The sequence below is a fragment of the Vibrio sp. OY15 genome (assembly GCF_000742455.1).
Taxonomy (GTDB): Bacteria; Pseudomonadota; Gammaproteobacteria; order Enterobacterales; family Vibrionaceae; genus Vibrio; species Vibrio alginolyticus.
Genome location: NZ_JPIL01000002.1, coordinates 75,927 through 96,545, shown reverse-complemented (window position 1 = coordinate 96,545; position 20,619 = coordinate 75,927). Strand labels below are relative to the sequence as shown.

Sequence of the window (20,619 nt, the reverse complement as noted above, 5' to 3'; positions counted from 1 at the left end):
GGAATTTCTCACATACAAGTTAGTAAGTATAGTTGTTGAGGCCTGTTGGCAGTCAATTGTACGTTAGCCATACTTCTAGTTATTCGTCATGAACTAAATTAGTAAAGTCGCTAACACGCTTTTGTCCAAAAGTGAGTTTCAGTCTTTGTTGTCCATCGACAATAACAAAGTTTAAATCGCGTGCCCTATTCGTTTGAGTTAAGATTCACCAAGCCTGCCCCCTATCTCAAAATGCGCCGCCACTACCGGAGCGGCCATGACACCGATTGAACTACTCGAAGACGTGAAAGCGAGATTCCCTATCTTGCTCCACGACGACGAAAAGGCGCTGTTAAGCCTACTGCGTAAAGCGCTGGCCAAGTACCAAGAGGTTGCCGGATTTACCACTAAAACCCGCATCCAACAACGCGACTTAGCCGATAGCAATCAGTTTGAATTACCGTCCGACTTTGCTGCAAGGCTGGTGGTCAAAGATGACCGTGGCCGTTATGTGCGTAGCGAGGTTTGGGGCAACGTTCTTGAACTGAAATTAACGGGCGCAGAAACATTCCCACTGACATTGATGTACATGCAAAACGTACTCAATGAGCCGTTTGATTCGTTCCAGCTTCCAACGCCGTGCATTAGCTTGCTTGGCGATTATCTGGAATTGCTGATCACTATCCCGAACGCAGAGCGTCAACGCCGTATTGCCATCGCTGGCAAGTTGGATGTGACCGATATTGCTGCCGAACCTGATCTAGCCGCACGTAAAGCCGAGATTGAAAACTCAATGCGCGCGAACCGTGCCATTGTTCCACCAGTATCGTTGCTCTAAGCGAGGCCGCCATGAATCCATACATGCAGCGCGCCAAACGCGCGACCAATAACTTTATGAATAAGCCGTGGCTGCAAGGCTGGCAATGGGCGGTAGAAATCGACTCGCCGGACGCGCCAACGGACTTTGATATTTACGTAAAGGATATTGATTTTGGTGCTGGCTCTATCGATGCGGATTCATTCCAAGTCGGTTCTGGCTCGATTGCGCTGCCTACATACAGCAGTGTTGGCGAAATCACGCTAACGGTTCGTGATGACCAAAACCTGACTGTTTCTAAATGGTTTGAAAGCCGAATAAAGAAAGTCAGAAACCAAGACGGCACACTCAACATCCCCAAAGAGTACGTGTTCAAAATCAACATATTCACGCTCAATGAGGACGGCAAAAAGTCACTCTATAAGAGCTATCAAGTCTTTCCTACCAAGATTGGCAACGTGATGTTTTCACGCGAAAACGGCAACCAGATTCAGTCATTCCCGCTCATTCTCCAAAAATTTATGTCTGTAGGTAACAAGGTACTGTAATGCACATTCCATCATTTCCACTACCAAGTAACATTTCAGAAGTGATTGAGTTTCGAGTCCCAACCGTGGAAGACGCTCTATTGTTCTGCGACCTCAACGAGTACCAAGAGGAAGCCAATACAACTCGCTATCTGAACCACATGCAAGACACCAGTAAGCGCCCTATGAGTGATAGCGGCCTATGGACTGGTGAAGATCGCCGCGCAGCATTGTGGTGGATTTTTATGTCCACCAGCGAGCTAGGCACTATTCCCTTTAGCTATGAGTGCGAGCACTGCAAAGAAACTCACTATCTCGATCTCAATATGGGCGAGCTAATGGAATCGGCCAAAGCGCTCAATGGATTGCCAAAACAAGAGATCACCTTAAGCGTGAAAGGCAAGTCATACCTAGCGAACGTGAAACCACTAACCGGTTACGAAGCGGAGCAACTTGAGAACATTCGCAATGAGCGCGACCAGTACGAACCGGACAGCGCTGAATGGAAGCAGCAAGCGAATCACATGGCGCTCACTGAGCTGGCCTACTGCCTAACGTTCGAAGATCAACCCAAAGACCAAGACGATGCCCTAGTGTGGAAAATCGACCTATTGAAATCGATGTACCTCAACACGGAATTTCGTGTGGCCTTTGCCAAGGTTGAAAAGTGCCTACGCAATGCGCGTCACGGATTGCTCACCAAGTACGACGAGGGGCGTTACTACCTAGTCGCCACCATTCCGCAGTGCCAGAAAGTTATCGAGCAAGGAGGTGAAGCAACTCGAACGTTGCTCTTACCCTTTCGGCATAACGACTTCATTACAACGTTTTGATTACGTTGGTTGGAACGTACTGATTGAGAACTTAACGATCTACGGTGGCCAGCCTATCGATGCGGTATTCAAAACACCTCAAACGATGGCCATAAGCCTAGATAAAGCGCTCCAAGACAAGGTGAAAAATGGACAGAAACCAACAAGAGGTTGATCTTTCACTGGTTGTTGATGCAGTGAAGCGAGCCAGTGACAAAGAGCTGACCGTGCTATCTGAGATTAGTCGCAAACTCGATGGCAAGACTCTACCAACGAGCCAACAAAAGGCCGTCCTTGCAGTGGATACAAAGGGCATCGAAAAGGCGGTAACTAAGGGCGTTTCCAATGCCTCTCTTAACGTCTCTACCATTCCGAGCATTAATCCACAAAAAGGATTAAAACAACAATCAAGCGGCACACCTAAACCAAGTGCAACCAAGACCAAGCGTACAGGTGAAATTGAGTTGTCATTTGCGCCTAGTCAGCCAGCAGAAACACAAGCCAAGCCGGACTCCAAAGCGATCGAGCAAAGCAGCTCTGTAAGTGGCGTAAAGTCGATTGCTGACACGCTGAAAAGCGAGGACGCGCGCGAGCCAGTAAAACAAGCGCCCGTTGTCGTGAATGTAGAAGCGCCAGAATCCAATTCTGAACGTTTGGATACCTCAATCCTTGATGATGTGCCAGAGAAGTTAGAAAAGGCTGTCTCTGACGCACTGGCAGAGTTTGAGGGCTATTGGGAAGACGCTAACGGCAAGCTTCGACGCTCCGATGGTCGCTATGCGAGTAAGCAAGAGCAATCGGCTTACAAGAACGCACAGCAAACCGCATTAGAGCGCCAAATTGAAAAGCAAACCGACACGGAAAAGGAAAGCCAGAACGTTTTTGCCAAGGTGGCCACCAGCCTTAAGCAACTGGCCATCAATAACGTGAAAGAGTTCCTACAGGAAGAAAACGACGCGACCGATGCGGCTGGCGCTGCGGCTGGTGGTTCGTTCTTCTACTCCGCTAAAGAGCTTTATCACTTAGGGCAAGACGCTAAAGAAGCATTGGATGATGTGACCGAAAAGGCCACCTCAACCAAGGACAAGCTAAAAGAATCGAAACTAGGCCGACTCTTTACCCGAGGCAAGCAAGCGCCAGAGGCAGACAGTCAGGCCGTCACAGCCATAGAGACAGTTAGCCATGAACAACTATCAGCGACAAAAGATTCGTTCGAGACAAGCCATTCAACGCAAATTACGTCTAGTGATCGACCTAACCGTGATGGTGCTAGGGGTAACATGCCTGTCAATCTTGTTGGGAGTGATTCTAGCCGGATAAGCACAGCTAGTGAGATCAAAAGCACCAAAGAACAGAGCTACCGAGCAAACATGCTTGAAGTGCTCCATGAATCGAGTGCTGATCGTGAACGCCAATTCGATGATGTACTAGATAAGCTCGACGATCTGATTTCGGCAACCAAAGCAGTGGCGAACGATGGCCAAGGTGGCCTATTAGACCTAGCTGGCGATATGTTTGAACGCCGCCGTGGTCGTAAAGCTGACGGTAAGCGTGGCCGAGTTAAATCGGTAATGTCAGGCATTGGCAGCAAAGCCTCAAACGTGGCCAGCAAGGGCGTATCGATGGCGGGTGCCGCCTTTAAAGGTATGTCTAAAATCGGCTCTGTTGCTGGCAAGGCGATCCCTTTCCTTGCTCCGGCCTTAATGGCCTACGATGCGTTTAGCGGATTCACTGACCAAGACAAACAAAAAGAGACGTTCAATCTCAAAGATGGCCAAGAAGCGACAACTGGCCAGAAAAGCTCAATGGCATTGGCAAACGCGCTCGATTTGGGTGGCCTAGTCAGTGGCGGTGCTGGTTTGCTTGGTTCGGCGCTTGGGGCGTTCGGTTTTGATGGCGCTAAGGAAGCGTTGACCTTTGATTCTGGCGATATGGCCAAAGGCATTTACAAGCTATTTGGCGGTGAGATTGAGGACGACAAAGAGGCTAAGGATTCTAAGGCTGAGAAAGCTCAACCGGAGAAAGAAGAACACCTTAAGAACGCCGAAGCCTACCACACGGCTAAAACATCCAATGATAGCCAAGCCATGCGCGAACTTGATGCGAAAAACTCAATTCAAGTGACCTCTCAAGAGGCATCGCAAAAGGCCAGCGAGCAAGGGATTAGCTACAAAGAAGCTTACTTAGCTGTAGAAAGAGAAAAACGTATTAGCCAGGACAAACGTGTGCAAGTGGCTAATGAAACAGGCATGGATATGTCCGGCATGGTCGAGCATCCCGAGCTTGGCCAAGTTTACTCGCCAGATAAGAAAGCTGAACAAGTGGCCGCCGTCGATGCGGAGATCAAACGCCGTAAAGAGGCTGAGGCTGTAGCCGCACTAACCAAGGCTGCAAACAACACGCAAACCAACAGCGTGACCACAGCCAGCCATGAATCATCCATCAATACCGAGCTAAGTAACCAGAAAACGGACACTCAATCCGTGGTGAAAGTGGACACCGAAAACACCTCGAATAAGACGGTTGCGACTCAATCATCCATTCAACGCAATGAGCGAGTTAGCGAGCTGCAAGCACAGGCAGCAATGAAAGACCTCAAAGAGAGCGGCAAGCCTCAAACCGTGGAACTTAGCAAACATTCACTGGATGCCATTGGGCGCGCGGTTAGCGGCAGTGATAACAACAAACCGACCACTATCTTTGCAGCGCCTAGCGGCAGCTCAAGCAAAGACAAGCCAGCGTCAGCCACTAAGGCTAGCGGCTCTATTCCTCTCAACTTTGATGACCGTTCGTTACAGCGTCAAAGCGCTGATATGGAGTAATAGATGAGCCAAGAAATTGATTACTTACTACGGGTCGATATTGACGGTGTAAAAGTAGCCGATGAGAAACACGCGATCGTTGCGCGCGTCTCTGAATGGCTCGATACACCTCAAGGCCAAGTTTGGGGCGCTCCAAAATGGGGCAACAGATTAGGGGCATACAAGCATGAACCAATAAACGAAACCACAGCAGCAGCTATCGAAAACTCAATCCTATTAACCCTCCCAATTGACGTGAAAGACGCGGTGGTTCAAGGCATTGCCGTAGAGCCAAGCGTGAACGGTATCGATGCCTACAAATTGACGATCGTTGTGAACGGTCAAACGTTGGAGAGAGGTATTACGTTTTGAGCAAGTTAGAAGAAGTCAAAAAGACCTTTAACGAGGCGATTGCTGGTTCAAGCTGGTGGTCGCGTCATATAGGTTCGCAGTTCGTTGACTACCTTTGCTTATTTGTGGCCAAGATTGTTGAACGCATGGCAGCAATCAGTAGCCGTGCATTGCAAGAATCCTACCTGACGCTAGCCACTAAACGCACCTCCATTTTGGCGGGTGCTGAAACTGAGGGCTATGTAGGGCGAAAAGCAGCGCCATCGAAAGGCTGTGCGCTAGTGACCAATACCGGAACAAAGCGCGTTACCTTGCCGAAATACAGCCAATGCGTGGCTGACAATCAATTGCGCTATACGCTAATGGAAGCCATTGATCTTATGCCGCAAGAAAGCGCCGCAGTAGAGGTGCAACAGTTCGAAGTGTCCAAGATGAACTACACGGTCGATGAGGGAAAAAACTGGTTGGCCGTGGCGTTCCCTCAAGAGCTGACTAAGCGTATTCATAACATCATCGTGCGTGTGAACGGAGAAGACTGGACGCACGTCTTTAAGTTTCGTAATACAGACGGCAAATCCAAAGCCTACATGGAGTATTACAAGCCAACCGACCAGTTAGGCGTTCGTTTTGGTAACAACAATAACGGTCGTGCGCCAGCGACAGGTGATGTAATTGAGTTTGAGCTATGGCTGACTAATGGTGTGACTACCCTACTCGATGCGCAGTATTTAGAGCTTATCGATATGGGGATTCAAAGCGCCTATAAAGACCAGCTCTCAATCAAAACTTCCACCAGCATTATCGGCGGTGCAGAGCCGGAAGACATTGAATCAATCCGAAACAACGCCCTTTACTCGCCAATCTATGACGAGCAGATAGCGTGGGACTCGGATTACATGACCTTTGTTAAGCGCAATATTTCTGGTGTTACTTGGTTGTCGATTTGGGGTGAAGCGGAGCAGGAAAAACTCACAGGAACGCCGGACGTTCGCAACATCAATACGATCTTTATTTGTGCTTACTCTGCCGATAAAACCGACGAGATTTTGAATCAGGAAATCCAAGTTCTATTCGCTGGCCGAGAGGGCTATAACGAGCGCTATAAGCTGGTGGAGCGTAAGGACGTGCCATTTACCGTGACGGTCAAAGGTAAGCTTTACCCAAGTTCAAATCCAGAATGGGCGACAAAGGTACTGGCCGATGCGTTAGATGAGAAATTTGGCAAACAGACAAGTCGCAATGAGCGCATTACCAAAAACCAAATTTGGGATGCCATCCAAGAGCTCAACGTGACTTTGGGTATTAAAGAGTTTGAGGTTGAAGTCGTTGGGATTCTTGACCGCATCCCGATTGATACTTACCACTATTTAGATGTGAATGCGTCAACCATTCAACTGAACTTCGATTACTCATAGAAGTTTTCGCACGGAGCAAGAAAGACACGGATGTTTTCGCATGCGAGAACTTTAAGAAGCATCATCCCGTATAGTTTTCGCATGCGAAAACTTTTACACCAATAAGGCGAAAAACATGGCATTTGGAGACTTCAGAAAATGGCTATCTGGCCAGCTAACCAAGGCGCGTCAAAAGGAAACCGCTTGGGTAGATTTAGCAAGCGCGATCGCAGAGTCAATTGAAACTCACGTAGAGTCATACATTGAAAAGCTTAAAGCGCGTTCTTCACTGTACGAAATGGACAAAGAATCGCTGCTAGAAGACATTAAAGAGCTGCGAAAAATCTTCCCACTAGGAGAAGTGGCCGATGAGGACTTGCCACACGTTGTGATGCAGCGTAAGGACGAAATTCACTTTAAAAAGACCATTTATCCACTTATCTCAACGCTCGCGCGTGAATTTAAAGGGTTACGTGTTAAGTGGGAACGAATCTACGCGCCAGTAGACCAAGAGCAATTTCCATACGGCACGTTCTTAGTTCCCGAGTCAGAGTTGGAGCTGCAAAACGGACTAAACCCGAGCGACTTTTTTCTGACTAGTCGCGGTGCTATTCGCATCCCTTTGAACGACATTGCAGGTGAGGACGGCATTACCGAGGAAGCCATTCGAGCATTCGAAGCGAAGATTAAGCGAGTGGTGCATCCTCTTATCCCATTACGAATTGTTTTAGATGGCCAATTGTATTCTATTGAATTTGAAGTCATGGATATGGTGGAAATACCTAGCTATTCTGACCATGTTACGGTTGGAAAACAGACCACGACCGATATAGAATCAACACCGATCTATAAACAGGATTTCGTTCAAACTGGAACGACGACACAGGAAGAACGCCCTGCTAGCCCTATGTATGGTACACCTAGAATGGATGCGATCCCCTTAGATGCGATCTCCATTGATAGACGGTACTATTAACCCTATTCCTATTCCCCGTCCCATTAAAGCGCCACGACTTATACGAGGTCGTAAAGGTGCTTACACAAAAAGTAGTCCTATCGCAGTGTGAACTGCTTAATCGTTATTACGACGAACGCGCCTTGTCGTCGTTGCCTACCAATGGTACTGAGCCTTATTTCCAATTTGGCGATCTTGAATGGGGTTTTGACCTTATCCAAGAAATTGAGGGCAAGCCTAGCTGCATGCCCATCCCACTGGATAAGACAACCGTTGAAAACGTGTTTTACCGTTCTAAGGCGAACTACGCCTATGTGAACGGCAATATCGTAATCACGGCAAACTTGCCAGCGGGTACGCTAGCAGAAGATGAACAATACCAGTTCTCTTGCGTCGGCGTGAAAGATGCGAGCGGCGGTCTGATTCTAGTGGCTGTCACTCAACCAGTTTGGATCTACTCTGACCGTGGTCTATCGATAGAAATCGTGATTAACACGGCTCGCACGGATAGCGCTCAATTGGCGCAGGTAGGTGCCTAATGAGTCGCCCAAACTTCGAAGAAACGATCATCATCCCGCCACTGCTAACGGACTGGCAAGCGCTACCGCTTATCACCGATACGCAGTACCTAGAACCACTGGCCAGTAACAGCCTAAACCGTAAGTTTTACGGCATCGTTCGCGCTGGTATTTTCCGTGGTTTTGAATGTGCTCCGGCTGGTGGAATGAAACTGCGTGTGAGCAGTGGTGAACAATTTGGCGTGGCGTTAGTTGAGCGCGACGACTATGTGTTAACCGTTCGACAACAACACGATGTTGATGTGGAGATTCCGGCTGGTGCCACTTCTTATGTGGTGCTCGAAGCGTTCTATAAGTTTGGCGTAAAGACAAAACAAGTCGATTTAGCGTCAGACATTGAAGCGTCCGAAATTAAGGTGCTTTCGCAGGAAGCGGTTGAAGATCATCATTTGATATTGTGTCGCGCTACCGTGCCAGATGGCGTTACCCAACTCAAAAGTGAACACCTTAACTTTGATGATCGTGAACAAGGCGGTTATGACCTACAAGGTCACGTTTCACATCCCGATCCACATAAGCAATATGCGATGCGCGCCGAAGCCAATGCGCACTACGCAGACCGTGAAAACCCGCACCATGTAACCAAAGCGCAAGTTGGCCTTAGCTTGGTAAACAACTGGGACGCAACCAGTCAGATAAACGTAGATAACGATCAGCTTTATGCCACTGCGAGAGCCATCAAGTTGGTTCACGACAAAGCTGCTGCTGCATACAACAAGTCGGTTGAACATTGGCCGTACATTGCGTCTGGTGGCGAAACAAAAATCGCATTGCCTTACGAAGTGCCGGAAGTAGATTCATTGTCTATCCAAGGTATCGTGCAGACCAAAGACAGTGCTTGGCAATTCTTGAAAGACACTAATGAGGTTGAAGTAGCCGAACCACTTGAAACGGGTGATGAAGTGGTGATTACTCTAGGTGTCCCATCTCTAAGCTCAAGCTCTATCATTGCCGAGCTTCAAGAGCATATCGATAACCTTGAAGCCATCATAAACAGCGGTATCGCTGGCGCGCCTATGGAAGTATTCCATAGCCACTTCGCTAGTACGTCGAATACTTTCACTGTTCCACCAGTCTTTGAGGAACGCGCGATTAAGCTGGTGTTCCTACAAGGTGTGCAGCAATCAAAAGATATTGCTTACACCATCTCACCGGACGGTGATGTTATCCAGTTTGTTGACGAAATTGCAGCAGGAACGGAGATCACCTTGGTCGGCTAATCAGTTTTCAAATTCCCCTAGCCCTATTCCCCATAAATGCCCTTTTTACTAACAACGAAATTGGATTTTTTATGGCTACACAAAACAAATTAACTCGCATCAACCGTCTTGTTTCTGATCTTTCAGCGCAAGACGTTGGTGCATTACCAGCGGGCGCTCGCGCAACAGACTCATCAAAACTAGAGGGGAAAACCAAGGCACAAGTTGTCAGTGAAGCGCGCTCGAATCTTGTCCCAACTTCTCGCACTATCAATAACAAACCACTAACGGGCGATGTGACCCTGACTCACTCAGATGTGGGCGCAGCGCCAGCAAGCCACACGCACGACTACATCCCTAACAACAAGAAAGGCGTTGCAGAGGGTGTGGCTACGCTAGATAGCACAGGTAAGATCCCACAAGGCCAATTGCCAGCTATCGCTATCAAAGAAACGTTCCCTGTTAAGTCAGAAGCGGAAATGCTTGCTCTTACAGCGCAAGAGAGTGATATGGCAATCCGTTCGGATCTGCGTAAATCATTCGTTCTTATGCGCCAACCAGCGAGCACACTAGCGAACTGGCAAGAACTATTAACACCGACTGATGCCGTTTCATCGGTTAATGGTCAGCGCGGTAACGTAGTGCTTGAAGCGACTGACGTTGGTGCGGAACCAGCTCTTGAGAAAAAAACAGCATTCAACAAAGACTTTGGTACTACCGCTAACACAGTGATGCAGGGTAACGACTCTCGCGTTGTGAATGCAGTGCCAAAGACTCGCACCATCAACGGTCACGCGCTAAGCGCAAACGTCGAGCTAACCGCAGAAGACGTGGGCGCACTAGACGCTGGCGCAACTGCCGTTAACGCAGCGAAGCTTGAGAACACCACTAAATCGCAAATCATTTCACAAGCGCGTAGCGGTCTAGCAGCTAGCGGCGCGTCATACACCAAAGCGGAATCTGACGGTAAGTATGCCACCAAGGATAGTCTAGGCGCCTCAATCAAAGACGCGATCCGAACGGTAGATATTACTGTCGAATCTGCATCAACTACGGTGGCTCTGCCAGCGGGTACAGTCTCAGCAATCCTTGTTCTAAGCGTTTGCGGCGTAATGCAGAACGCAGGTGTATGGAGTCTATCTGGTAACACAATCACGTTCGGTGAACAGCTACAAGCTGGCGACATCGTGACGGTTATCGGCTTCAAGTAAACATGACGTTTCCTTTCCTACTTCCCCATTAACGATGTGCTCCGGCGCTTTGTCGGAGTTGCTGGTCATTGAATTGAGAAAGGCATATTTCTGAATGGCATTAAAAAAATTGACTCAAGTTGGTGGTAGTCCAGCTCGAAAATTGCGTGAAGAAATCACAACAAAAGTGGATGAACACGCTAGCAATAAAACGAACCCGCACGGAGTCACAAAGGCACAAGTAGGCTTAGGTAACGTACCAAACTATCCGGCCACCAGCTCGGTAACAGATGCGTCCAACAGCAAACTTGCGACCGCTGGTGCTGTTAAACAGGCATACGACAAAGGCATCGAGGGTTTAAATCGCGGTAACGCAGCTTATGACCGCGCAGAACAAGCAGAGACGAACGCAAATACCCACACTGACAACCGCATTAGTGCTTTGATTGGTGGTGCGCCAGCAGAAGCGCTCGATACAATCAAAGAGCTTGGTGACGCGCTCATGGATCAAGAAGATGCGGTAGCGGCCATTACAACCAACATTGCTCAACACAAATCAGACAACTCGAACCCACACAAGGTTACGAAAGCTCAAGTTGGTCTATCAAACGTGCCGAACTACGCATTCACAGCAGCGGTTAATGATGCTAGCGATGTGAAATTTGCGGCGGCAGGTGCCGTTAAGAAAGCGTATGACCTTGCAGCCTCAAAGATGACGCAAGCGCAAGCCGATGGCCGCTACCTAAAACTGTCAGGCGGTACATTGACTGGTGGCCTACTCATTGATGAGGGCAGTTCCAATGTTTCTCAATTGCACATAGGTCATGCAGGTAAGCGCTTTCATGTTGAAACGAAAACCGATGGCACCTTTGAGGTTGTAGAAAGTGACGTTTCAAGTCGATTAAAGATCCGCAAAGGTGGTGAATCAACACTATACGGCTCCCTAAACGCTACAGAGTCGGTATCTTCGAATCGTAGTGTTGAAGTGCAAGGCACTCGCGCTGGTAATAACGTTCCATCGAGCGAGCAAGTTAAGCTGGACGGGTACGGGTTGATTGGTAATCGTCGGGCGGTTTACTTAACGAACGGTTCTAATTCGTCGGATGCTTACGTTCAAATCGCGGTGGGTGGTGCTCATAATGGTGGAGTGGCCAAGCTAGATCTGACTCGCTCAGAGCTTAATTCCAATGTTCCTATCAAGATTCAAGGGCAAAAGGTAATCACCGAGGAAAACAACCGTACTCAAGTTGTCCGTACCTCTTTAGGAAGTGATAATTCTTGGTGTCAGGTTGCTAACGTAACGATGCCTCAATCAAGCTCTACTGCGGTTATTGAGTTCTTTGGTGGTGCTGGCTTTAACACTGACTTGCACTATCAGTCGTCACGACATCAAATGACTCTGAGAGCCAGTAACGGAAACCCTAAAGGTCTAAATGGTCAGGTTATTACAGACCATCCTAGCGGCTTACCATTTAGTGAGTTTGGTTGGGTGAATACTAGCGGTGACAATTACGCCATCTATGTAAAAACACGTAGTGCCTACAGTACGAACATTCTTATTCGATACATGTGTAGTCACACCATAACGCCATACGTTAGCAATAAGGGGGCAAGCCAGCCAGCGGGTATTGTCAAAGGGCGAATGGTCACTAGCTATACGTCTTACAATAAAGACTTAGGGGCAATTAACTCTGTTGATGGAAAGGGTTTAGAGCTTGATTACTCTACAAAGAAAACTTGGATTGGTTCTCGTAATTCATCTTGGTGCCACATGGAGACTGAGGCCGCAAACGGCTTTTACTCTTACTCCTCGTTCACCTTTGCTAAAGGGATTGATGTAATGCTCAATCAGAGCATTTCATTAGGTGGGCGAGCTGCATTTCGTAATACAGACGGCAACTGGCTTCGCATCAATGATTTAGGAAAGTTTACTTCTGGTGTCTATTTCGGTAGCTCATTGGTTCGCACTGAGGGTGAAATAACAGTTGGCGCATGGAGTGGTTCGACTGATTCCGTTCGTATGGATAATAGTTTTATGGATTCATCATGGGCGACGAATGGCCGTGCGGGATTCAGTATCAACTGTAGAGATAGTTCAAGTGCGCATTGGGCGTTAGCCTCTTACTATGATGGCACCAATATCCGTTCTGGTATTCAGATCCTATCTAACTCAGAGGGTCGGATGCGCTTCTACACTAACCGCCGCAGTAATTATGTAGACATTAAGGACGGCAATGTATATGCAGGTTCGCCTCAGAGCTCAGCTGGTAACTCTCTCGCACGTAAAGACTACGTTGATAGTAAACTAGCGGGTGTTTCATCACGCGCTGGAGAGGTTGCCTTGGGCTGTAATGCGGGGCTAAGAGAGGGCAACCTTACGATAGATGGCATTACATGGGAGTTCAAGAATTGGATAGGATGTTTCCTCGATCCGTTTGATTTGATTAACTACAACGCTCCGGTTGCTGGTTTTGATGTTCGTGTTGAGGGGTATTACGAAATTGAATGGACTGCGATACGACGCCGCAATGCTTCAAACTCATCGACTGTGTACTCTGCAATCGCCAAAAGCAATAAAATTATAGCGGAGGCTCAAAGTGATTCCAACGACTTCGATGCCGTGCCAACGACTTGTCGATGGGTAGGAAAATTATACTACGGTGAGCTTATTCAATTCTTAGACAGAGGTGCATCCACGCCTATTCGGGGTTCGCATTTCTCGATCCGCTACATCAAACCATAACCATCAACCAAAGGGACACGATGCTGTCCCTTTTTTTGCAAAAGTTTTCGCATGCGAAAACATGGGCGCATATTGATGCGAAAACCAATATTTATATAATCTTCCTCGTCAAATATCGATTCGACTCGACTATCCTCGTTGGAAGTTTTGTATGCGTTGCCGCGCAACAAAACGCTTGGATTAGCCTCTCACCAGCCTTTTGGGTGAGAGGCTTCTTTTTTATATAGGCTCTTGAAATCTAACTTTTTTCCGCAAAACAGCCCTATTTGATACCCATTCAAAAGTAAGTAACGCCCGTCTATTGAGCAAAAGCCACCATTCCGAATACACTCGCTAGGTAATATACGAAAGGGGGATTTAATGCCAGTGTCAGTTGTTGGTGAGAGCTTTGCGATTAGCGTACTGGCTCTATCTGTCCTCAGTGGTGTTGGGTCATATCTCCAAGGCATACGCGAGCAACGTCTAGCTGGTGGATTCCTTGATTTTTTAACCGAGCTAACGCTGGCGTTGGTGGTCGGTTTGATAGTCGCTTACTTGTGTGAAAGCGAGGGTGTGGAGGCTGGTTATACCAGCGCGCTTGTCCTCATTGCGTCGAACAACGGAGCAGACTCGATCAACTTTATCCGCAAGCTGGCTAGCCAAATGTTAGCGAGATTTTTTAATACCGGAGGGCAAGGCAAATGATGGAATTTGCAGTAATTGGCCTAGCCATTGCTGACCGATTTTTGCTTAAACGAAACGCAGTAAAAATACTGCATGCAAACCAGATGGACGATCCCGATGTGATTCGATTCGTTCTTGGTTATCAATCTCAGCGAGCCATAACGAGTGGGACTTTAACCTATTCGTTGCGCAGTAAAAAACGACCAAAAGCCGTCATTACTCGCACACGTAAGCTCGACTTTTCACACGCCGGACATAACAGCGAATACCTGACGTTCGATCGCAAGTTACTCGAACTCGAAGCGGGGGAAAAGCTGCATGGCGAGTGGATTCTGGACGTTAAGATTGAGCGCTCCTGTTCCCTAATCAATCCGCTGTACAAAATCTTTCCTACCTGTACGACATATTCAGAGGAATTTGAAATTGCGTAACAACAGTAAGTTTGCACTAGACCAGTCACATAACTATGTGGTGGTCGATTTTGACAACGTGACCGAACGCGGCCTTAAGAGTCTGATCACTGCGTTAAAACAAGCTGGTGCGACTGTTACAGACGTAGAAGCCTCGAACAAGAGAACGAGACGAGACGGCGAGACAGTTAAACGCGCCAAGTTATTCTTTGATAATGGCCAGTCAATGACGCTGTTTATTGGTGATGAGGGTGATATTTTCCAAATGACACTCAACAGCACTAAACAGCCTATCCCTAGCGTGAAGAACGAGCGCGAGCTTGCGCGTGAAATGGTTCGCCTAATGAAGCGCAACCAAAGCAAGTTTGACAAGCAAGTTGCACGTAAAGCGGCTAAAGCCGTTAAAGACACCTCAGACATTCAACCAGCTACACGTTCTATTGCTAAGCGACTTGAAGAAGCCAAAGCGGCTGAACAAGTCGCTCAGTCCAATTACACCAATGCCCTAGCCGCTCGGGATAGCGTTCGCACTAAGTTGGAAGAAGAACAACGCCGCATAGCAGATCTCGAAACTGCATTAGAGCAAGAGAAGCAAGAAACCAAAGAACTTGAAGCACAATTAGAGGCGGCAAAGTCATGATGTTTACCAGTCAAAATCAAATCAAGATTGTGGATCGCATCGACCATCTGGCCAAGAAACTCACGCCGGAGCAGATTGAAGCGGTGCTGCAAGGTAAAAACGCCGATCAAATCCTAGAAGCATTGTCACTTGAGGATTTGGAGAACACCTACTTGTATCAGTGCAAACCTGTGCCACAAATGATGCTAGAGGCGTTCAAATCGAAAGCCTCAAGGCTTGAATTTCGTGCTCAGCAATTCGGTAAGCACTTGGAGCGTAAAACCCCTACTTTATCGGTAGAAGCCGTTGAAGTAGGCAAACCGCGCAAGTCTGGTGCGGTTGCTGTCCAAATGGTGAAAATCCCGTTTTCAGATGGCCAGAGCATTTCTATTGCGTTCCATGCGCCGGATAACGATCCGCTAAAAATCAATCCAGATGACACGTTAATCGCGTTCCGCTTTCTAATGAACTCGCGCGATATTACTCACGTAGTCGCGCCAAAGGGCAACATGGATTTATCCCTTAAGGAAGTGACCAACAAGCTAGCGCAGTTGCTTGAAAACAACAGCGAGAAATTTGTCGCTGCTAAGGCCAAGAAAGACGCTGACAAGAAAGCATTGGAAGAAGCGCAACAAAAGGCACAAGAACTTGATGAACAAGCTGCGCAACTAGGCGAAGAAGCTACCGACTTGGAACAAAAGCTCGATGAGCTGGCCAAGAAAGAGAAGCGCTTGGAAACTCAGATTGCTACGCAGAACGAAATCCAAGAAGAACTACGCAAACAGCTTGCTGCTATCAAGCCAGCAGCAAATACAGCAACGAAAAATGTAAACGCTGGTGGTAGTTCGTCTCAAGTGATCGAGCAATGGGACGCTTCATGGACTAAGCAAGAGAAACGCGACTTCATCATTAACCGTGCTTTCAATGGCGATCTTGATGCCTTTGTTAAGCAGCTAAGCCAAGAGTTTAAAGACTCATTAGAGTTTGCAGGTGCAGCAAATCAAAACGTTCCTAGCACTTATTCAGAGTCGTGTATCAATGATGTGATTTATGACCTCGATAAAGGTGCTATGACGGTATCAGAGCTTGCCGAGGCTAAAGAATACATCCGTGATTCAATTGAAAACGATTTTCCTCAGTTGTCAGACGAAGAACGGGAACGAAAAGCAAATATCGAGCGCAAAGAATGGCTATTGGCTCTTATTGGTCGCAAGACCATTGCTAAGGGCTGGAAGATGGATAAAGGCGAAGATAGCGAGCCGTTTGTCTACTTCGAATCCCCTGACGCGAACGACGATGATAGCTTTGGCCAGTACATGATCCACGCGCGCGATAACCAAACCTTGGCTGTCACTTACGGCGAGGGTTCACCGCTTGCTGGTGGCGACGATCTACAAGGTTGGGAAGCTGCTAAATCACTTATTCTGGCTGACTACGATCGCGAATCTAAGTTGCTTCAAGATACCGATGACAGCAACGAAGAACCACAACCAATTGAGAACGACGAGCCAAACGCGAACGACCAAGACAAAGACGAAACCACGGATAACCTATTCTGGTATGGCCTACGTCTACGCCCTTATGGCTTGGGTACGACGCCGCCACAACATCAAGTGGTTAAGTACCTCGATCTAGAATCGGCCAAAGAGCAATTCGCTGACGCTGGTAATGGCATTCGCCACGGTGCGATCGCTTATGACCAAAAACTGCCACCAGAATTAGTAAGTAACTTTGACCTAGAGCCGCTATTTGGCATGGTTGAGGGCGACCTAGAAGAAGCGGAGCGCATCGCAACCGAAGCGCTAGACCAATGGGTTGAGGACAAAGGCGTTGATGAAATTCCTCAGTCTACGCTCGATACCCTAAAACAAGTGGGCTTCAAAGCAGCGTTCGCTAAGCAGCTACGCCAGCAACCAGAAATGAAGAACCGCAAGGAAAATCCAAACGCGTACAAGCTATGGAGCGCATCGATTGACCTTGTGACGCCGGACATGATTCAAGAGATTGCCGAAGACCTAATGCTGGTTCAAAGCGATGCTGAATTACAGCGCCAAGCAGAACACACGCAAGGCCGCATGCGCTTCCAAGAAGCAGCTCTATCCCAACTTAAGGATATGCAGTCAGTAAACCCAAGCGATCGCAAACGTCTTGTTATGCTAGCTGACCTAACGCTAGGTACTGGTAAAACACTAAAACGTGGCGAGAAAGTGGATGACCAAGCTAAGCGTATTTCAGAACAAGCGCACCTAGTGGAATCACTACAAGGTGAAACCCTAGCGTCACTGGAAGCGCAATTTAAGAACCGCAAAGAGATCACTGATTTCCTAACGGCTCATCGCATTCCATTTAACCGCCGTGCGAAACGCGCTGACCTACTGCAAGCTATCTTGAACTACCGTGACGGATTCTTTAGTGCAACGGCGAAAATGTTCGACCTACGCGCGCTACGTGGCGACCTATACGAGAAGTTTGAGAACGGCGAAGCGTTAGCACTGGATGACGTAGAAAAAGCGTTTAGCGCGACTACGGTTTACCATGAGGGAGACGTAGCTTACACCAAGGCAAAAGGTGAAACCGTCATTCCAGCAATGGCAGACCAAGGCGAGGACTACCAAAAAGTTGAGCGCTTCATTAAGGCGATTGATGACGGTATCTACCCTGACCTATCCGAACTAAGTTCAGATGAGCTCTTTGCTCAGCACTATGCAATGGCAAGTGTTACCAACCAAGACATCCTGGCAATGCATGGTTTTAGATACTTGGATAACGATGAGCAGATCGACAATGAACAGATGGCGCGCGCTATCCATAACTCGGTCATGCCATTGTGGTACACAAAAGCTATCGAAGCGGAATACGAAAGCCGTGGCTTCCCTAGCCTTGCTGCGTTGCCTGACTTGAACCATAAAGGTCAATTCAAGGCGACACGCGAGAAACGCTACGCACCAGTTGGCACTATTGGCCAATCTGATTTTAGCGTTATCGATACGTACACAGGCAAGGTGCTAGAAACTGGCCTAGAGGGCGCAGCAGCGCAGCAAAAAGCGACTCAACTAAACGACCAAGCAGTGAAAGAAAGCACTATTGCAATCTTTAACATGCTTAAAGACGGCAAAACGCTTGAGCAAATTGCAGAGACGGAATACAGCGCACCACTTGAGCCTGTCAGTCCGGCTATGTTCACCACAATCAACGGCTTTGAATCATTGTATTCAACGTTGGCCATTAACGGCTCGGGTTCGCTTCACTCGCGCCCAACACTACGCGAGAACGCCGACAAGCTACTGGCCAAGGTGGACGATGACGGCAAGATTAACGGCATTGCGCTAACCGAAGAACAAGAGAACCAAATGGAAAATACATTTGGCTACAGTTTCTTCTCTGCGAAGTCGAACAAGGGTAAAGAGCTACGCTTTATCGCTAACACCAATTCTCGCAGCTACCTAACGGTTGACGGTGCGAACAAACTGCTTGAGCTATTGGGTGCTAAGAACGCCGTAGAATCTGACACAGCAGATGAAGTGAGCAAGGGTGCATCCGAGGAAGAAAAACAACTTCTCGCACTAGACCCAACTCAATATTCATTTGGCTCAATCTATGAGAGCGAGGGCATTCGAGATACGGGTGAAATCGCTAAGCGAATCCGCGCCTTTATCGCTCAGCTTAAGAAAGCTGGCAAGATCAGTAATGACGTTAAAATCTCAGTACGCAAGCCTCGCTACGGCACACTAGACCTAACGCTGACTGACTTGCCAAGAAACGTCATGCTCTACAATCCAGCTTACCTACAGTTCGAGATTGATAACCCTAACTCGCCAGCGCCACACGGTATGAGCCGTTATACCGAAGCAGTAGATCAGCTGATCGAGTTCGTTAACGCTTATGTAGGCCAATACGACTACAACAACAGCGACACGATGACCGATTACCACGATCGCAATTTCTTTGGTGGCCGCCTAACCGTGGACTTTGATTTTGGTAAAGAGCGCAAAGTGGTAGAGCTCGCGTCTCTAACTGAAATGCACCAGCAAGGCGAACAGGCAGAGGATGACGTATTAGACGTTACCTCATTCCGTGAAAGCCTAGATGAAGAAGAAGCGAAAGCGCTTGAGCAGCTAGAAGCCTTTACCAACCTAGAGCTAAAACTTGGTAAGCAGGAAGTGACTTTCCCAACAGGCCGAGTGAAGTCGATTAATGCGAAAGATGAGGACGGACTCACTTACAGCCTAGACGTTCTATTCGACATTCTAGCGACCGACTTAAGCGAAAAAGCGAAAGCTCAACTTGAGACGATTAAGGACTGGCAATCTGCGGATACCTACTACAACGAAAAAGGCGCATTGGTACAACCAAGTGTTGCGGCAGGTATCCACTCAGTAAATGGCTCAGTGCCAGCGAACGTGTACGCTCCGCTAATCGCCCGTTCATGGTTAAATGAAAGCCACGCTGACATTTATCCGATCGCTAAAGATGGCGAGTACAAGTTCGCGCTATACCAAGGCAACGACTTGATCGGTGAATTTGACGATACAGCGGAAATGGAAGCGCTATTAGTGAAAGCGTTCAATCTAAGTAGTGAGGCGCCTCAATCTGAAACAGAGGGCAATAACGAAGAAATGGAACATGTAGAGAAACTAAAGGAAATCCGAGATTTCACTGGTGAACCTACGCCGGAATTGGTTGATGAGTTCCAAACCGCACTAGAACAGGCTTACGCCCACTTCGAAGCTAACGACCAAATAGCAGAGAACGAAGCGTTGATGGATGCCGCTCTAAGCAACATCACAAGCATGATCCAAGCGCAAATTTAATCACAACCAAGGCCGCCACTTCGGCGGCCTAAACCGGAGAGAATCAAGTGTTAAGCTTAAGAGAAAAAATGACGCTCAACCGCGATGCTGCGGGTTTGTTGAAAGAGCTTAAGAGTGGCCAGCTATCGATTGGTGAACGCATCAAGAAGAACCGTGAGCTGGTGGAAATTCTTAATAAACTGACAGGCGCTAACCAAAAGGTTGAGCAGGAACCGGTATCAAGTTCGGATGAGCCAATATCGGTAGAAGAATTTTCCAAGTTAGGCCGCTCCGATAAGATTGAAAAGCTCAATGAAGTGCTACTTCTGCCTAACTGGTACGAATACGAAATGGCGTTTTTCCCTAACTACCAAATGGTTGAAAAGGGGGATAACTACGTTGTTTACAAGGATGGCGAAAACTTCCAGTTTGGCTACAAGGGGCATGTTGCGCGCGGTTTGGACTACTGGAAAAACGATGCGGGCTCAGCCAAGAAAAATGGTGGTTTTGGTAGCTGGTCGCGCGCTGACCGTAGCAAGGCTATCAAGATTATCACTAAGCACATTGAGCAGAATGAGCGCGACAATGGCGAACGTCCAGTTGAACAAAGCGAACTGGTTGCGAGATTCCTTGCAGGGGAGTTTAATACAGCCAAGCCATCGTTGTTTGTTGATGTAATGCGAGACGTTCACTCAGAGGGCTTGGAGCTAGATAGCATCAAGCAAAAAGCGATTGAATGGTTCGAGCACAATCCTGACAAACTGGCCGCTTAAGTTTTCGCATGCGAGAAC

16 protein-coding genes are annotated in these 20,619 nt (G+C 47.9%); all 16 read left to right on the top strand.

Going from position 1 to position 20,619, the window contains the following annotated elements; all coding sequences use genetic code 11:
- Window positions 1-256: 256 nt before the first annotated feature.
- The 16 genes from IJ23_RS25385 (at window position 257) to IJ23_RS03715 (ending at window position 20,601) form a co-directional block, all read left to right on the top strand.
- Window positions 257-817 carry a hypothetical protein gene (locus IJ23_RS25385; RefSeq protein ID WP_033905440.1) on the top strand — a complete coding sequence of 187 codons (561 nt, stop codon included), beginning with the start codon at window positions 257-259 and terminating at the stop codon, window positions 815-817.
- A gap of 11 nt (window positions 818-828) precedes the next feature.
- On the top strand, window positions 829-1,344 hold the full coding sequence (locus tag IJ23_RS03790) for a hypothetical protein (RefSeq protein ID WP_050550058.1): 516 nt from the start codon (window positions 829-831) through the stop codon (window positions 1,342-1,344).
- A complete protein-coding gene (locus tag IJ23_RS03785) occupies window positions 1,344-2,156 on the top strand; it encodes a hypothetical protein (RefSeq protein ID WP_033905439.1) in 813 nt (270 codons plus the stop codon). The genes IJ23_RS03790 and IJ23_RS03785 overlap by 1 nt, the downstream gene beginning before the upstream one ends.
- Window positions 2,157-2,284: 128 nt before the next feature.
- Complete coding sequence (locus tag IJ23_RS03780) at window positions 2,285-4,957, top strand: hypothetical protein (protein ID WP_033905437.1); 2,673 nt, start codon at window positions 2,285-2,287, stop codon at window positions 4,955-4,957.
- 3 nt (window positions 4,958-4,960) lie between these two features.
- A complete protein-coding gene (locus IJ23_RS03775; RefSeq protein ID WP_033905435.1) occupies window positions 4,961-5,308 on the top strand; it encodes a hypothetical protein in 348 nt (115 codons plus the stop codon).
- Window positions 5,305-6,702, top strand: a complete 1,398-nt coding sequence (locus IJ23_RS03770; protein ID WP_033905434.1) for a hypothetical protein — start codon at window positions 5,305-5,307, stop codon at window positions 6,700-6,702. The genes IJ23_RS03775 and IJ23_RS03770 overlap by 4 nt, the downstream gene beginning before the upstream one ends.
- Window positions 6,703-6,817: 115 nt before the next feature.
- A complete protein-coding gene (locus IJ23_RS03765; protein WP_048626752.1) occupies window positions 6,818-7,657 on the top strand; it encodes a hypothetical protein in 840 nt (279 codons plus the stop codon).
- A 56-nt stretch (window positions 7,658-7,713) separates the two neighbouring features.
- Window positions 7,714-8,175, top strand: coding sequence for a hypothetical protein (locus tag IJ23_RS03760; protein ID WP_033905433.1), 462 nt, complete (start codon window positions 7,714-7,716; stop codon window positions 8,173-8,175).
- Entirely contained in the window at window positions 8,175-9,434 is a 1,260-nt protein-coding gene (locus IJ23_RS03755; protein ID WP_033905431.1) for a hypothetical protein, read from the top strand. Before IJ23_RS03760 ends, IJ23_RS03755 begins: the two co-directional genes overlap by 1 nt.
- A gap of 71 nt (window positions 9,435-9,505) precedes the next feature.
- Window positions 9,506-10,624 carry a hypothetical protein gene (locus IJ23_RS03750; RefSeq protein ID WP_033905430.1) on the top strand — a complete coding sequence of 373 codons (1,119 nt, stop codon included), beginning with the start codon at window positions 9,506-9,508 and terminating at the stop codon, window positions 10,622-10,624.
- A 94-nt stretch (window positions 10,625-10,718) separates the two neighbouring features.
- Window positions 10,719-13,346: a hypothetical protein gene (locus IJ23_RS03745; protein ID WP_033905429.1), complete on the top strand. Its 2,628-nt coding sequence runs from the start codon at window positions 10,719-10,721 to the stop codon at window positions 13,344-13,346.
- Between the two features lie 360 nt (window positions 13,347-13,706).
- The gene (locus IJ23_RS03735) at window positions 13,707-14,030 is read left to right on the top strand and encodes a hypothetical protein (protein ID WP_017634052.1); all 324 of its coding nucleotides are present in this window, start codon (window positions 13,707-13,709) and stop codon (window positions 14,028-14,030) included.
- Window positions 14,027-14,440, top strand: a complete 414-nt coding sequence (locus IJ23_RS03730; RefSeq protein ID WP_136976912.1) for a hypothetical protein — start codon at window positions 14,027-14,029, stop codon at window positions 14,438-14,440. Before IJ23_RS03735 ends, IJ23_RS03730 begins: the two co-directional genes overlap by 4 nt.
- Complete coding sequence (locus IJ23_RS03725) at window positions 14,433-15,059, top strand: hypothetical protein (RefSeq protein WP_033905426.1); 627 nt, start codon at window positions 14,433-14,435, stop codon at window positions 15,057-15,059. The genes IJ23_RS03730 and IJ23_RS03725 overlap by 8 nt, the downstream gene beginning before the upstream one ends.
- Window positions 15,056-19,849: a hypothetical protein gene (locus IJ23_RS03720; RefSeq protein ID WP_033905425.1), complete on the top strand. Its 4,794-nt coding sequence runs from the start codon at window positions 15,056-15,058 to the stop codon at window positions 19,847-19,849. Before IJ23_RS03725 ends, IJ23_RS03720 begins: the two co-directional genes overlap by 4 nt.
- A gap of 68 nt (window positions 19,850-19,917) precedes the next feature.
- Entirely contained in the window at window positions 19,918-20,601 is a 684-nt protein-coding gene (locus tag IJ23_RS03715) for a hypothetical protein (RefSeq protein ID WP_033905424.1), read from the top strand.
- Window positions 20,602-20,619 lie beyond the last annotated feature (18 nt).